Consider the following 14,215-nt stretch of genomic DNA (forward strand, 5'->3'; position numbering starts at 1 on the left):
AAGCGACGGTACCGAGAGGAGCACCAGGAGGAAATCGCCGCGAAGCAGCGACGGTACTACGAGGAGCACCAGGAGGAAATCGCCGCGAAGAAGCGACGGTACCGAGAGGAGCACAAGGAGGAAATCGCCGCGAAGCAGCGACGGTACCGAGAGGAGCACCAGGAGGAAATCGCCGCGAAGAAGCGACGGTACTACGAGGAGCACAAAATGAATTTCGACCTGAAATATCGCGTCGTGCGGAACGGCGTGCTCGTAGGGGCGAGAGCGTGATGTACGATATCGTGGACCTGGACCAGCTGAAAGGAGGGGGTTCTGGAAGTGTCCTGCGGTATATGGTGATCGAGTCCTGGGTCTCGGAAGCTGAGATCTCCGAGAAGCTCGACGCGCTGCGATCGCAGGGCCGCCGGGTCGAAGCGGTGATCCACCGACCGGAGATTAAACCGGTGTCCTCTGTCATGAAAAAAAAACGGTTCGATTCGAGCGAGAAATCTCATTCACTCGACTTCTATTCGCAGGGGGCGACCTGAGTGAAGCTCGATGAACTCATACCGAGAACACGCCGGTACGTCGATACCTGCATGAAAATGAGCCGCGAGGAGAAGGACCGCGAGGACCGGCAGACTCGGGTCTGCTGGGAGTACCTGTACGAGATCGAGACTATCCAGCAGGCTGCATTTTTGAGCGCGCTCGAGATTCGACGGCAGCGGGAGGGGTGCTGATTGCCGCCCTGCTGCCCGAGCTGCATCCATCAGAGCCTCGAACCGGTCCGGGACCACCGGGGGAAGGTGGTGGACCCGAGACCGGCGATGTTCTGCAGCCATAAAAAAATCCACAATTGGATCGGTTTTCGGTTCATTTGTCCTAGTGATCCCGATCTAACGATACGACGCGTTCGGATGGTCTCGAAAGGGCTGGCGATGTGTCGGTTCTATATGAACCGTCCGATGCAGATGGCACTAGGATCGTACGGGGTGAGGACATGAGGAGAGTGCAGCGGCCATTTTTTGATACTTTTGTCAAAAATGTACAGCTTTTCTGTACAGCTTTTCCGTACAGCTTGCCGCGAGCGTATAATAATAATAAAAGCTGTACATGTACAGCTTTCTCTCTCTCTCTAGAGTCTGGTGATGTTGTACAGAAAAGCTGTACAAAAAAGCTGTACAACACCGGGGGGATGCTGATATGATCAACGATGGCCGGCTCGTGATCCGTGTCCCGATGATCCATATCCTTCTCGCTCGCGCCCTTCGAATTAATCTCGCAAATGAGATTAGGACTCATTTAGCCGCTATATTTATTCGTGAAATCAAACAATTCGAAGGAGAAATCCGTCCTGAGCTGCTCGATAGAATTAAACAGATGGCTGCTGCCGAGTCGGAGTACTACATCCAGATCGACGAAGCGATCCACTCCTACCAGGCCCGGCGCCGTCGCATCGTCCAGGACGCCGAGGCCTCGACAGCCGCACTCGAGCAGTCTCTCCGGAGAGACCGCGAGCTCGCGGACCTGAAGCGGATCCTCCTCGCGACCAGGACCGCTGTCCCCGAGGTCCTCACGAAGATCGAGATCCAGCAGTTCTACGGAGCGATCAACGATCCCGATGCGAACGACCACGTTGCAGACCTCATCGCGGACCAGGCCCTCACCCTCGTACAGTCTCGACTCCTCGCGAAAGGACCGAACGGCCATGCCTCCCTGCTCGAGGACCTGGACCGTATCGGACAAAACGAGAGTGCCCGGATCGTCTCGGCTGCGATCACCTTCCTCGGCAGACCGCACGAGGGACGGACTGAAGCGGAGGGTCGGTTATGACCGCGACAACAAAGCAGGAACGCTGTTCACACGAGCAGGACCGGCAGACGCTCCTCGGGTACCTTCTCGAGCAGACCTCTTCGAGCCGACGCTATTACCGATCGACGGACCTCGCAGATGCAACCGGTATCAGTTCCGGCTCTATCGGTCAATATCTCCGCGAACTGCGAAAGACATCTGCAGAACTCGATATCTCGATCTGGAGCCGGAGCGGTACCCGTCAGGTCTGGCTGATCGGTCGGAAGGAGCGTGCTCGAGCATGACCCAGTACCGCACCCGAGCCGGGCGGATCCTCTGGCAGGCTGTCCGCGAGTACGCCCTCCTCCGCGATCGCTATACCTGCCAGGTCTGCGGGTCCGGCGAGGACCTCACCCTCCACCACCTGAAGACTCGGGAAGAGGGCGGATCAGACGATGCAGGCAACCTCATCACCGTCTGCAGGTCGTGCCACGTCGTCATCCACAAACCGAAGGGGGTCCTGGTCGCCAGTCTCCACTCGAAACACAGGGGCCTAGAGGCATCACATCCACTGGAGGATGTATGAGCTCGGGCGATAGGTGCGAGTTCGAACTCCTGGACTATTGCATCGCTCCTGCGGGGTTCCGGTGTCAGTATGCCATCCCTCATCGACCGGGCGACATCTGCGAAAAGTGCGGCGTGCCCGACGAGGTTCTCGAGACCTGGGAGGATGCATCTCCACGCGAAGCCGAACGCGGTCCTCGACGAGTGCCACTGGAGGAAGAATCATGACCTGCCGGCAATGCAGACATCGGATCCAGTACCGGGTCTGGATGTATCGTCAATCGTGCTGCGAGCTCATGCGGAACCTAAGTCAACCGGGTCCCCGCCCTCTCAAACGAATGACACGACAGCCGACACCGACCTGGTGCCCGCTACCGCTTCGGAATATCTCGAAAACCCTGGATGCGCCGGGTCAGTCCGCATCGACAACCAAAGGTGTCTAGCATGGCATTCATCGAAGTAACCTGGGATTTCACCACGATCGTACAGATCCTGCTGATAGTCGCCTGTGTCGCGGCGCTCATAGTCGTGAAGCATATCATCGGCCCACTCCGGAATGCAGCCATCATCGACCGCTGGCACGACTGGCGGCGCGGGAGGATCCTCAAAAAGTCAGAGGTCGAGCAGCCTCCGAGAACAGCTCAGGAGGCAGCCGAGGATATGATCAGGATCCAGGAAGCGACCGGTACGATCCCTCCTGCAGTCGTGAAACCGAGGGACTCCCGCGATATCGAAGAATCGCCTGGTGTCCGTCAGCTGCTCGAGGAGCAGGTCCGGCTCCGCCGGGACCGGAAGACTGTCATCCCCTCGGGCCTCGTCAAGGTCGAACCGGTCGCGGGAATGGCTGTCACGATCACGATCCCGTATCAGGGCATGGTGGACCCCGATGCAGCAGCCGCCATCCTCGCGCTCCAGGAGGTTAAGGGCAGTGCCGTCCGATTCCACAAGTGAACCGGTCCAGGTCCTGACCCCCTCTCGACAACAGCCGCCCGGTGCCGAGCGACCTCCTTCGATCGCGCTCATGCAGATGATGGGTGTCCTCGAATCGGACCGGGCAAAAACGACCGTCTATATCGAGAAGAGTTTCCTAGAGGTCGTCACGAAAGAACGACTCAAGCTCTCCGATGTACTCAATCTCGGGCTCGAGATGTATCTCCGCGATAAACTCCTAATTTAATTCTCTATTTTCGATTCTCGTCTCTCTCCGCACTGCCCGCGCATAGTGATATCCACCTGCAGCAGCGTCGCGGCGCGACGTCGCGCCTTCAGAGGTACGTACGTACATCAGGGCGAAATAGAAAGGAGGAATGGCGCGGCATATACCATCAATGCCATCTCTTGATGGTAATATCTGCTTTTTATGAGCCTTAAAATAGAAACGACGGTTATTAAAAGGTTAGTGGTGTACATGGCGTTTCTGAAGAGCATCACTGACAAAACCTCCGCGCTCTATGCAGCGCGCATCCAGGGACAGAAGAAGAACAAACTCCTGAAGTACCTCGTCTTCCTGATCGCACTCTTCCTGATGGTCGTTCAGTCCGTCTCGGCCGAGATCGCGATCAACTTCACGGACCTCGGGACCCTGATCACCGGTATCGCGAGCCTGATGCCGTCGATCAACGAACTCATCGTAGCGATCGTGCCGACGATCTTCCTGATCGCGGTGTGCGGGTTCATCTTCGGGATCCTCGCTGCGATCCTGATGGGGCTCACCGGTGCGTTCAAGAACATGAGCTTCATGAAAATGGGCAAATAGGTGCTGCCCGATGAAAACCACCTCTCTTTTTCTGATCTCTGTCCTCATAGCATCCACGCTCTTCACTGCCATGCCGGTCTCTGCGGAGACCGTCTCCATATCCTTCTCCGACATGGACCTGATGACCAACCAGGAGTTCTGGCTCTACTCCTGGAACGGCACGTCCATGTACCTCGTCCAGCAGGTGAACCTGTCATCGACGATCACGCTCGACACGAACACCAGCACGGCCTACGTGATGGTGCTGCGGCCGACCGAGCTCTCATGGTTCGAGAACCCTATCGACAGCTTGAAAATGATGCTGCAGACGATTCCCCGGATGCTCCTCCTGGTCTTCTTCGCATTCTGCCTCTTGGGAAGCGTCGCGGTGATCGTCTTCGTCTGGCGGAGGCGGTGATCCATGCGCCGATACCTCGCGCTCTCCATCCTCGCGGCCCTCGTGCTGCTCGCTCTGGCAGGCCCGGCGGCAGCGTCCGGCGAGGATAGCGGATTATCAGAAAAAACGGGAACGGCGTCGTTCGGCAGCGGAACAATATCGACCCCGGTTGGCCCGCCACTATTGACCGGAACATCAAACAAAGGATATTACCTCATCTATAACGCAACGCGTATGAGATATACCCCGGTCACTCTCGGAGCCCATTACGCTATCACTTACAGGAACGATAATCCCACAATATTCGCGGCATTTCCTAAAACATCGATGAAAAACGTCAGATTTATGGACGGAACGAATTTGATTTTTACAGCGGATGAACACATCACAAAACTCTATACCGGGGATTATTTCTCTGGGACTCACTTTTACCACATGGTTTTTTCAGTGGATTATAACAATTTCGTGGCATACCCAAACACATCGTCAATGTCAAACGGTTTAAAAACCATAATAATCGAATCGAATCTTTCGACAGTAAATACCGGGGGCTGGACGGTGAACTCCACCGCCGGGGACACCCTGGCAGCGTTTTACCTCGGTGGTCAAAATGCCGGTACTCCCTACCAGATTGGACAAAGATTAGGGCTATGGGGCGGGGAATTGAACTCGTCATATCATTATGCCTATGGAAGCGCGAACCTTGCCAACGAATATCATATAGTAGAATCGGATGGCGGCGCGATAAAATCCTATGAAATTACACGCGTGGGGATAACCAATCCGGCCACACAGTCAAAATTGATAGCGTATAATGCACTTGGAACGATCATCTACTCCGAAGATGAATACCAATCGACCGACACGTCCGGGGCGATTTATGCAGCCACACAATGCCGGATCGTCCTCGACAACGGTATTACATCCGTCGTGATCTGGGATGACATTGGCGGGGATATAGGGGATACCTTTCACATTGCGATCCGCGACGCTTCAACCGGGGCGCTCATCTCCTCCCCAACCGTCAATATCACCGAACTATCGACCGGGGCGACGTGGGGATACGTTCCCGCCGATGGCGTTCAGACATCCGACTCACTGATGGCCGGCCTCCTATACAACATTTCCGCTACGAAAACCGGGTATTTCGGAGACTGGCAGAATTTCAATCTGGTTTCCGGGTGTATATATCCGGTCTGTTATGGAAACAACGTAGAATTGCGGCTCGTCAAAATATCCACGCCCGCCGACACAACGAAAACGACGGCAGCGTTTAAAGTCTATTTCCAAGATACGGCGTATCAAGGTGATCAGCCGGTATCCGGCGCGACCATTACCCTATCGAGTCCGGGCTATACAGACCTGCTCGGCCAGACGAATAGCCTCGGATTTCGCGATTTCACCATAAATAAATCGGTCGAATATTCCTATACAATAACTAAAACTGGATACTATGCCGCGTCTGGCACGTTCAATATCACCGATCCGACGCCGATCCTCGTGCGGATGTATCTCGCACCGCAGGGCACGCCGACCGTAACCACGCTCCCGACGCCTCCCGTAGCAACGACACCCGCCGATGAGACCTCCGTCTCGGACTCGTCACGGAAAAGCATCAGGGCATCCTTCGCGCAGGCTGCGACCGTGGCCGGGCCGCTTTTCCTGATAACCCTGATCCTCTTCTGCCTTGCAGCCTGGCGAAAGGGGATGAAGTGACGATGCGCCGGCCTGCGATCGGGATCCTCGCGGTCCTGCTGCTGACGGTCGCCCTGGTCCCGGGTGCCGCTGCATTCGAGGTGAACTGGACGGACGTCTCCACCTTCGGCGTCACGGCACCGGAAGGGTATGCCATCTACCAGGTCAACCTCGACGGCCTGGACGCCGGCGTCACGACGATCACCCTCGATGCATTTGGCGAGCCCTATATCGTCGAAATCAACTGCACACGGTCGTTCTTATTCAATAGTCACTGGGATTTTATCGTCAGCATCACCTATCCTAACGGTACCGTCGTCAGCGAATCTCTCGGCACGCTGTCGATAGGTCAGGAATACAAAGTACGGCTGCAGTATTTCACCCCCGACCTCATCGATACCTTTCTGGATGTTGATATTTACATCGATATCCTCCCGAAATCAGTCAGCTTCATGGGGCCGGTGTTCCCCTCGAGGAGCTATCTCATCTTTCACTCGGTCACGGTGACGGCTCCCGATGAGATGAGTTATGCGAAGGTCTACATTGAAGATGGGGAAGGTCTCTCGAAGATCGTCGATCCGACCTACCAGATCACCTCATGGACCGGGAGCTTTTTCAGCTGGGCGTGGGGCTCGATCCTCTGGTTCGTCGAGAAGATCCCTGGTGTCGGCCCCTACTTCGCGATAGCGCTCGATATCCTCGTGGTCATCCTTGGCGAACTGATCTTTTACCTGAAATTCTTCTTCATTGAGGAGCCCGAGGTCACGGTCTGTCTCGTCGAGATCTTCTGTTTCGGCGAAGCGATGATCCACGGAGGCTCGATGGGCACCCTGCTCCGGCGAGCGGCCGAAAATCACGTCGCGATTTTTAAATTCCTGCTCTGGCTCGCTGAATGGTCGATTGGCATGGTCATGCTGATCATCAGGACCATCGCAGATGTCGTCAAGGCGCTTAAATTGATCTGAGGCTGCTGCTATGGAAACCTTCGAGATCGTACTCATGCAGGACGGTGCAATCGTGCTTCGGGTGTCGGCTCCGAACCCCCTCGCAGCACAATACCGTCTCATTAAACGAATCGACGAAAAATACCACCGACGCTACTATGGAGTGTGACATAACATGGGATTTTTACATCGCGGGACGAGCATCCCGACGCTCATCGTGAAGAAGGGAGGACGAAGCTACGAGCTCAAATACCTCACCCTAAACGGCGAACGAATATCGGATTCGATGGAAGGCAAAGAATATGCAGTGTCCTCGAAACCGGTCGAAATCTCGCAAGGGCGTAAGTCAGGGTACGGATACCTCTGTCACGAGGGCAAAGGGTGTACGATGGATGCCGTCGAAGACGCGACAGTCCTCTCCCTGAAAACCACCGCGACTCTCGTGTCGAACGTGATGGACTCCGACCTCTTCGCGATGGCGTGGCAGCTGAAACCAGGTCTCCGCATGGTTCTCGCGGCGTTCGTTATCGGCGTCGGTCTCGGCTTCATCGGAGGGCTAATCCTTTGACTGCAGAGAGCCAGGCGACGGAGGAGGAGAAGAAGGTCCTCGAGGGGAACGTTACTCAGTACTCTCGGGACCTGCAATGGTTCAAACGGACGGACAACCTCGTCGAGCTCAATAACGATGCCCTGGCTGACCTCGAGGAGATCCAGATCGTCGCGTGCTCGCTCATCGATGCACTCGACGGGGAGATCATCCCGGTCCCGGCCGTCAAGAAATTCAAAGACCGGTATGTATCGCTCACGCGGTCGCGGAGGCGGCTCGGCCGACAGGAATACGTCGAGGTCCTGAAACGCCGACCGAACTACGCGATGGTACCGGGCCCCTGGGCGGAGCAGGAGCAGGAAGACCGACAGGCAACGGGCGTCGTGGATCGCGTTAAGAACTGGTGGAATCGGGGAGGCCGATAGATGGCTGGTCCCGATCGCCCGAAGCTCTCGCTCGGGTACCACCTCGCCGAGGCCCTATTCAATCTCGGGTACAGCCAGGGAGGACCGATCTACCGCACTCTTTCGAAGAGCCGGCACGTCTACCGTATAGCCCGCGCGATGCTGAAAGGTCGAAAGAGCGAAGAGATTGCACAGCGGCTCGCAGACCTCAAAGGAGCCTCCTCCTACCTGAAAAAGGTGTACGAGCCCTCGCTCGATATCGAGCCGATGCCGACCGAGAAACGCATCGTCTTCGAGATGAAGCTCGACGAGTTCCAGGACGATCTGCTCGAGCTGATCGGTGACTACGATCTGGTGGACACCAAGATCCTGTCGGACGTGTACAACATGCAATGGCGGAAAAACCAGAATAAGGAGTGAGTCATGCCTCTACCTGAAATCTTCACCATGAGCAACGCTCTCCTGCAGCAGGTCGCTGCATTCAGTACCGCGTGCGGAATAATCATCGGGTACGCCATCGCCCGCACCGTGGATCGGGTCAGAGCCCGGCGCCAGGCACGGCAGCCCGTCGGCCCGTGAGCTATGCGGAAGAATCCGGAGGCCCTCTCCGACTACTGGCAGGAGCGGATCCGACGTGAATGGGTGATGCGACCAGGGCAGCACATCATGGAGATCGGCATCCCCGGGACCGGCAAGACGAACGGTCTTGCCTGGCTCGAGGAGGCCCTCGTCGAGCACGTGAAGAGCGTACAGGTCTGGTTCGACTGCTGCAAGTCATCCGAGATCCTCATGCTCTCGACGCTCGGGCCGGTCCAGGTCCTCATCCCAGCAGGGATGGAGCTCGAGATCCGGCACCTGAAGAAAGACCTGGACATCACGATCACCGAGGTAGAGGACCTCAAGGATCCCTGGCCGCTTCTCGAGCGGGACCGCATCAACGTGATTTCGTTTGAGCCCTATACCACGTCGCCGGCCGTCTTCGTCGGGCTGATGCGTGATCTCTTCGATGACCTCGTGAAAAAGGCCCAACGATACGCCCTCCCGACCCCGATGGATATCTTCTTCGACGAGTTTCACCGGGTGGCACCGTCGAAGGGATACGGCATCTTCGAGGACGACGACAAGCACGTCCAGAACATGATCGCCAATATCGAGCGGCTGCGGTCGAGCGAAATCAGGTTCGCCGTCTCCACCCAGGGATACAATAAAATCCACAAGGGCGTGCGAATGGCATTCAACTATTTCCTGGCTCGGAGGGGGACAGACGTCGATAATGGTAAAATGAAGCGGTACCTTCTCTTGCACGAGAAGCTGGAGACGGACGAAGCGGTCTTCTGGTTCGAGAATAAGGACTATTCCGACGTCCTGCACCTGCCCTTCTATGGCGACGGGAAGAACCTCGGCCAGGTCCGGTACCATGGGATCCTAAAGGAGGTTGAGAAGCCGACTGCATCCGCGAGCGAGCCGGCGGCTGCTGCAGGAGTCTCGGGAGCACAGTACCTCGAGCAGATGATCGCCAACCTTCGGACGGCGATCGAGGCCCTTCGCCAGCGGGGTGCACCGGAGAAGGAGATCGCGCTCCGGCAGCGCGACCTCTCTTTGCTCATGGCCCGGCGCGTGGTTCTTGGGGGAGAAGGAGAATGAGCTTCACCTATGATCTGCGGCGGATCTATAATGAGAGTCCATGGCTATTCTGGGTGCTCGCGATCGCCTGCATCCTCCTCCTCGCAGGACACCTTGAGCTGATACTCTTCTCGTGAGCGGCACCCCCTCACAGCCATAGACCGACCTCCCAGGATGCGCTGCAGTCGATTCTTTTCTGCGTGGTCGATACTTCCTTCGTCCGAGGGGGGTGAATCGATTCTAGGTGCCATAGAATGCGTTATAGAAGAGGTTTATATGCTCCTAGAGAGTCTCACCGATGAACGACATACAGACCGGGCAGACCCACCCGATCGGAAGGTACCTTTGATGTCCATCATCGCATCTCGGACGAATGTAGCTTCGTACCATCTTCACCCGTCCACCGTCTCGAGAACAGATGCTGCAGTGTGGCCTCGAGGTCATAGAATGCTATTTTAAGAGGGAGTAATATATAGGGATTAGCGTGTGATGCGCGAGTGATTCTGAAAACGAGATAAGAATTACTGCCAGTTGGTTTACACAGATATCTTATTCACTCTCTCCCTACTTACGATTGCTTTTATCTCCTCGTCGGGCGATATCGCTGTATGGATGCGATGACTGGGTTCCTCTCCCTCTACTCGAACCCCGGCACCCGGCGGACCTATGCCGGGCGGCTCAAAGCGTTTCTCGATTTTACGTATGGATCGCAGCGGTCCGGGCCTCGGGCTACCGAACAGGAGAATTTTATTTATGCAGACCTACTCGAGCAGTACCTGTCAAATGGCCGGAACTACCTCGATGACCTGCTCCGGTACGCTGCCGGTATGGGAGACCTCCCTCCGAACACGGCCACGATGCGGTTGAACTGCATCACGGAGCTCCTGGCGTACAGGGGTATCGAGTTCCGAAAATTTGATCTGAAACGGGTCGTGGCGAAGCTGCCGAAGGGCGGATCCCGGACCCTCGAGAAAGACCTCGATCACCAGGTCCTCAAAGCGATCTTGGATCACATGGACGTGCGGGGCCGTGCTCTGTACCTCACAATCGCATCGACCGGGATGCGGATGGGGGAGACACTCTCGATCAGGATCCCGAACGTGGACCTGGACGGCCGACCACCGGCGATCGATCTCCGGGGGGAGACGGTGAAGGGCGGGGTGTCGCGGTACGTCTTCATCACCGACGAGGCAGCTGCAGCGATCCGCGAGTGGCTGAAGGTCCGCGAGCAGAGCATGGCCCTCGCGGACCGGCGGTCTGCTGGTGTCATCGCTAGGGGGAAAGCTCGGGCCCGAGCTCCGGACGACGATCGATTATTCCCATTCTCGATGAAGACGGCCGAGTTGATCTGGGAGATCGCCTGCAGGGATGCCGGCCATCTCTCGATCGACGAGGCGACGAATCGCAAGCAGATCCATCCCCATATGCTCAGGAAGTTTTTCCGATCTCAGCTCTCCCTGAAAGTTCCCCGGGATATTGTCGAGGCCTTGATGGGTCACGAGGGATACCTGGACGATGCCTATCGGCGGTACCCTCGAAGGCAGATGGCAGAGTTCTACCTGAAAGGGCAGTCGATGCTCACGATATCGGTCCCTAAGGAGATCCTGGATATGCAGACCGATTACGAAGACCGGATGAACCTGCAACGGGAGACGAACGAGCGGCTGCTGAACCAGAACTATAAACTGCAGAGCGAGGTGGACCAGCTCAGGGCAGAGGTCGCGGAGGCCCGAGCGATGGCCGAAGAGGTGATCGAGATCGGTAAAGTGTTGAGATTGGCGAAATAAAAGGACGAATAAGAAACGATTTCAATAATCGGAGGATTAATTCCCCGCTATGAGGTGCGATCTTCTCGTTACCGGCATCCTGATGGTGGGTGCCGGCTGTTATGTCTTTTTTGTGATGCATTGGCAATTTATTTCGATTTTTCCTTTGACCCAGGCGGGAGGGATGTTTTTGATTATTGCAGGCATCCTTGTCGGACTTGCAGGAGCGGTATCGAGAGATGTACCTAAAAAGGAGAATTACACCACAAATCTGCCAGTTGATTTGATAGTCCGTCGTAATACTTCGGATTACATTTCAGAAGTTTTATATTCGATTGTATTCCATCGGAATATATGGTCCGTAAGACCACGGTGAATTTAGAAGATCGCTATGATGAGATCGTTAAGAGGGCGATTGATTCCGGGTTCTTTAAGGACCAAACTTCGGTTTTTAATTTCGGCTCTCGAGCTTTTGAATCGCCATCAGAATCTCGGTGTGAACGGGGACACTTTCGCCCCGTCTGACCCGACCATTGAAGTAAAATCAGAGTGAGGTTTCGACGATGGAAATAACCATCATTGAAAAAGCGAGATACGAGGGCATCCTGAATGCCGGCGTCGTTTTCCTCGCAGCAGGAATCTGCCTCGTTATTGCAGCCGTCTTCGGCATTCCTTGGAATGATTTCGGCGATGGCTATACCGCCGGGATGATCGGCGGAGGGGTGGTCCTCGTGGTATGGAGTAAAATCGGAATACGCCGATTAATGAGACCCGTTTATGGTGAGGTGAAACCATGATCGAGATTTCGAAAAAAGCACTCGAGCTCTTCGAGAAGCATGATCCTGAAGCACATCAGAAGATCATGCAGTGGAAAGCACAGGGAAAAGTAAGAATTGTTGAACGGAGCGTGATTCGATGCCCGACGAGGAGCGTTTTGTGAGTGGCGCCCCGAGCCCAAACCGCCAAGTAAGGGAGCAGGGGAACGCCACCAAACTAAGCGCCTCGCAGAGGCAAATACCTTCTGTAGAGAGCGATTCGACTTTTGGACCGCTTGCAGCGCGCGCGGGGATTTCGGTGCCGCGCAGGAAGCCTATGCCGGCCCGGTCCATCCGGAGGTGCGCGTGATGGGTAAGGCTCGTGTCTACCTTCGCGTGGCGAAGGATCCTCAGGGTGGGTATGTTTCCCAGGCGTCCAAGGCGATGACGGCCGAACCACTTCGCCGTTCGCAAACGAAAGGGGCACCGTTCATCCCGACCGTCTTCATGACGCTCGATCTGGATATCCCGGACGAGGCCTTCCAGCCGCCGAGCGTCCATGTCGCGCTCCAGGTCCCGAAAGAGGCCGTCTTCCCCTGTGTCCAGGTCATCGACTCGCTGAAGATCCTCGAGGAGAAGAGTGCAGCTGCTGCGAACGGGAAAGTGTCCCCGCAGGAGGGATCGTGATGCCCATCCGGACGGAGACGGAGATCCGCGATCTCCTCGAGAGGACGGTCGCCCGACAGGCGAGCGTGGCGCCGACCTCCGAGACCGGGATGCTCCTCCACGAACGGTCGAGCATTCTCCGATGGGTCCTCGAGGAGAAGGGTGTCGTCGTTCGCGTGATCCAGGAAGAGCGGGGGCTGTGCTCATGAAGTGCCCCGACTGCGGCCGCGAGATGGGGATCGGGTCTCCCCATGATATCGACTGCGATGGACAGTGGGAGTGCCACGAGTGCGGCACCATAATCCCATTTAGCGTGCTCGCGATCCTCGTGGCGGTGAGCCCGTTATGATGCCGTCGCAGCCTCTCCCCGACAGCGACCCCGAGCGCCGCGCATCCATCTTCGACGAGCTCCGGAGAGTGTATGGTCTCCACCAGTACCGGGATCTCGAGACGGTGCCGGCCGGTAGACCCTCGGGAGGATCCTGATGCAGCCGGTACCGAGGATCCTCGCCAGGCTCGTCTGCGATCGGTGTGGAGTATGGCACCGTATCACGCTCGAGCAGGGATCGGACCTGAAGGCCGGTTCGAAGATGTGGGCGCCCTGCTCCGACTGCCAGACCAGGACGGTGCATCGTATCTGCAGCGACCGGTCGACGCCGGCGGAGGTGAGCTAGAGTGGGTCGTAAGGAAGATCTTCGCCGGATGTATTTCTATGCCGGCAGGGACCCCGATGCCCCTCCATTCACGGCGAGGACCTATCTCGATTACGAACTTCGGCAGCTCGAGCCTCCGCATCGGTATGAGGTCTGCGGCCGATGCGGAGTCCTGATCGGGATCCTCGATCGTTCGACGTCGGATCCGCTCTGTCCCCGATGCCGAGGAGAGGTGCCGGTTGATGAGCGCAGCCAGTACACCCTGCAGAGCCTGGTCCATGAAGAGGCCCGAGCTGCACGGGGGGTGAGAGCGTGATTGCCGGCATCCGCGTGGCGCCGATCCCGCCCGACGTCCCGGGCGAGCGGGTCGTGGTATCGCTCGACGAGGCGATCCGGATCGCCGAGGAGCGCGAGGCTGCGCGGCGACTGGACGATCTCGCCGCGAAGAAGCGACGGTACCGAGAGGAGCACCAGGAGGAAATCGCCGCGAAGAAGCGACGGTACCGAGAGGAGCACAAGGAGGAAATCGCCGCGAAGCAGCGACGGTACTACGAGGAGCACAAGGAGGAAATCGCCGCGAAGCAGCGACGGTACTACGAGGAGCACCAGGAGGAAATCGCCGCGAAGCAGCGACGGTACTACGAGGAGCACCAGGAGGAAATCGCCGCGAAGAAGCGACGGTACCGAGAGGAGCAC

General features: G+C 56.9%; 27 protein-coding genes. All 27 read left to right on the forward strand.

The features are described from left to right. The coding region (locus WC683_15640; protein ID MFA4974043.1) for a hypothetical protein at positions 1 to 270 on the forward strand (270 nt) is incomplete at its 5' end. After that, the gene (locus WC683_15645; protein ID MFA4974044.1) at positions 267 to 527 is read left to right on the forward strand and encodes a hypothetical protein; all 261 of its coding nucleotides are present in this window, start codon (positions 267 to 269) and stop codon (positions 525 to 527) included. The genes WC683_15640 and WC683_15645, both read left to right, overlap by 4 nt. Continuing rightward, positions 528 to 719 carry a hypothetical protein gene (locus WC683_15650; GenBank protein ID MFA4974045.1) on the forward strand — a complete coding sequence of 64 codons (192 nt, stop codon included), beginning with the start codon at positions 528 to 530 and terminating at the stop codon, positions 717 to 719. It abuts the gene before it with no gap. Between the two features lie 640 nt (positions 720 to 1,359). Continuing rightward, a complete protein-coding gene (locus WC683_15655) occupies positions 1,360 to 1,812 on the forward strand; it encodes a hypothetical protein (GenBank protein MFA4974046.1) in 453 nt (150 codons plus the stop codon). Further along, the gene (locus tag WC683_15660; protein ID MFA4974047.1) at positions 1,809 to 2,075 is read left to right on the forward strand and encodes a hypothetical protein; all 267 of its coding nucleotides are present in this window, start codon (positions 1,809 to 1,811) and stop codon (positions 2,073 to 2,075) included. The genes WC683_15655 and WC683_15660 overlap by 4 nt, the downstream gene beginning before the upstream one ends. Beyond that, complete coding sequence (locus WC683_15665) at positions 2,072 to 2,356, forward strand: HNH endonuclease (protein MFA4974048.1); 285 nt, start codon at positions 2,072 to 2,074, stop codon at positions 2,354 to 2,356. Before WC683_15660 ends, WC683_15665 begins: the two co-directional genes overlap by 4 nt. Before the next feature lie 422 nt (positions 2,357 to 2,778). Beyond that, positions 2,779 to 3,285: a hypothetical protein gene (locus WC683_15670; GenBank protein MFA4974049.1), complete on the forward strand. Its 507-nt coding sequence runs from the start codon at positions 2,779 to 2,781 to the stop codon at positions 3,283 to 3,285. After that, positions 3,263 to 3,511, forward strand: coding sequence for a hypothetical protein (locus tag WC683_15675; GenBank protein ID MFA4974050.1), 249 nt, complete (start codon positions 3,263 to 3,265; stop codon positions 3,509 to 3,511). The genes WC683_15670 and WC683_15675 overlap by 23 nt, the downstream gene beginning before the upstream one ends. Positions 3,512 to 3,742: 231 nt before the next feature. Then, on the forward strand, positions 3,743 to 4,090 hold the full coding sequence (locus tag WC683_15680) for a hypothetical protein (GenBank protein MFA4974051.1): 348 nt from the start codon (positions 3,743 to 3,745) through the stop codon (positions 4,088 to 4,090). 10 nt (positions 4,091 to 4,100) lie between these two features. Then, entirely contained in the window at positions 4,101 to 4,487 is a 387-nt protein-coding gene (locus WC683_15685) for a hypothetical protein (GenBank protein MFA4974052.1), read from the forward strand. A gap of 3 nt (positions 4,488 to 4,490) precedes the next feature. Beyond that, the gene (locus WC683_15690) at positions 4,491 to 6,182 is read left to right on the forward strand and encodes a hypothetical protein (protein MFA4974053.1); all 1,692 of its coding nucleotides are present in this window, start codon (positions 4,491 to 4,493) and stop codon (positions 6,180 to 6,182) included. Then, the gene (locus WC683_15695) at positions 6,179 to 7,126 is read left to right on the forward strand and encodes a hypothetical protein (protein MFA4974054.1); all 948 of its coding nucleotides are present in this window, start codon (positions 6,179 to 6,181) and stop codon (positions 7,124 to 7,126) included. The genes WC683_15690 and WC683_15695 overlap by 4 nt, the downstream gene beginning before the upstream one ends. Before the next feature lie 154 nt (positions 7,127 to 7,280). Next, positions 7,281 to 7,673 carry a hypothetical protein gene (locus tag WC683_15700; protein MFA4974055.1) on the forward strand — a complete coding sequence of 131 codons (393 nt, stop codon included), beginning with the start codon at positions 7,281 to 7,283 and terminating at the stop codon, positions 7,671 to 7,673. Continuing rightward, on the forward strand, positions 7,670 to 8,077 hold the full coding sequence (locus tag WC683_15705; GenBank protein MFA4974056.1) for a hypothetical protein: 408 nt from the start codon (positions 7,670 to 7,672) through the stop codon (positions 8,075 to 8,077). The genes WC683_15700 and WC683_15705 overlap by 4 nt, the downstream gene beginning before the upstream one ends. Then, the gene (locus WC683_15710) at positions 8,078 to 8,476 is read left to right on the forward strand and encodes a hypothetical protein (protein MFA4974057.1); all 399 of its coding nucleotides are present in this window, start codon (positions 8,078 to 8,080) and stop codon (positions 8,474 to 8,476) included. It begins immediately after the preceding gene. A 3-nt stretch (positions 8,477 to 8,479) separates the two neighbouring features. Continuing rightward, the gene (locus WC683_15715; protein ID MFA4974058.1) at positions 8,480 to 8,635 is read left to right on the forward strand and encodes a hypothetical protein; all 156 of its coding nucleotides are present in this window, start codon (positions 8,480 to 8,482) and stop codon (positions 8,633 to 8,635) included. A 3-nt stretch (positions 8,636 to 8,638) separates the two neighbouring features. Next, positions 8,639 to 9,700, forward strand: a complete 1,062-nt coding sequence (locus WC683_15720; protein MFA4974059.1) for a hypothetical protein — start codon at positions 8,639 to 8,641, stop codon at positions 9,698 to 9,700. A gap of 587 nt (positions 9,701 to 10,287) precedes the next feature. After that, positions 10,288 to 11,466, forward strand: a complete 1,179-nt coding sequence (locus WC683_15725) for a tyrosine-type recombinase/integrase (GenBank protein ID MFA4974060.1) — start codon at positions 10,288 to 10,290, stop codon at positions 11,464 to 11,466. Positions 11,467 to 11,515: 49 nt separating this feature from the next. Next, on the forward strand, positions 11,516 to 11,821 hold the full coding sequence (locus WC683_15730) for a hypothetical protein (protein MFA4974061.1): 306 nt from the start codon (positions 11,516 to 11,518) through the stop codon (positions 11,819 to 11,821). A 187-nt stretch (positions 11,822 to 12,008) separates the two neighbouring features. Continuing rightward, positions 12,009 to 12,242: a hypothetical protein gene (locus WC683_15735; GenBank protein MFA4974062.1), complete on the forward strand. Its 234-nt coding sequence runs from the start codon at positions 12,009 to 12,011 to the stop codon at positions 12,240 to 12,242. After that, positions 12,239 to 12,385: a hypothetical protein gene (locus WC683_15740; protein ID MFA4974063.1), complete on the forward strand. Its 147-nt coding sequence runs from the start codon at positions 12,239 to 12,241 to the stop codon at positions 12,383 to 12,385. The genes WC683_15735 and WC683_15740 overlap by 4 nt, the downstream gene beginning before the upstream one ends. Positions 12,386 to 12,569: 184 nt before the next feature. Further along, on the forward strand, positions 12,570 to 12,887 hold the full coding sequence (locus WC683_15745; protein MFA4974064.1) for a hypothetical protein: 318 nt from the start codon (positions 12,570 to 12,572) through the stop codon (positions 12,885 to 12,887). Continuing rightward, positions 12,887 to 13,075 carry a hypothetical protein gene (locus tag WC683_15750; GenBank protein MFA4974065.1) on the forward strand — a complete coding sequence of 63 codons (189 nt, stop codon included), beginning with the start codon at positions 12,887 to 12,889 and terminating at the stop codon, positions 13,073 to 13,075. Before WC683_15745 ends, WC683_15750 begins: the two co-directional genes overlap by 1 nt. Beyond that, positions 13,072 to 13,215 (forward strand): hypothetical protein, encoded by a 144-nt coding sequence (locus WC683_15755; protein MFA4974066.1) that lies wholly within the window; start codon positions 13,072 to 13,074, stop codon positions 13,213 to 13,215. The genes WC683_15750 and WC683_15755 overlap by 4 nt, the downstream gene beginning before the upstream one ends. Positions 13,216 to 13,351: 136 nt before the next feature. Beyond that, positions 13,352 to 13,540 carry a hypothetical protein gene (locus tag WC683_15760; protein MFA4974067.1) on the forward strand — a complete coding sequence of 63 codons (189 nt, stop codon included), beginning with the start codon at positions 13,352 to 13,354 and terminating at the stop codon, positions 13,538 to 13,540. Position 13,541: 1 nt separating this feature from the next. Then, the gene (locus WC683_15765; protein ID MFA4974068.1) at positions 13,542 to 13,835 is read left to right on the forward strand and encodes a hypothetical protein; all 294 of its coding nucleotides are present in this window, start codon (positions 13,542 to 13,544) and stop codon (positions 13,833 to 13,835) included. Continuing rightward, the coding region (locus WC683_15770) for a hypothetical protein (GenBank protein MFA4974069.1) at positions 13,832 to 14,215 on the forward strand (384 nt) is incomplete at its 3' end. The genes WC683_15765 and WC683_15770, both read left to right, overlap by 4 nt.

Source organism: bacterium (assembly GCA_041648665.1).
Lineage (GTDB): Bacteria > UBA10199 > UBA10199 > 2-02-FULL-44-16 > JAAZCA01 > JAFGMW01.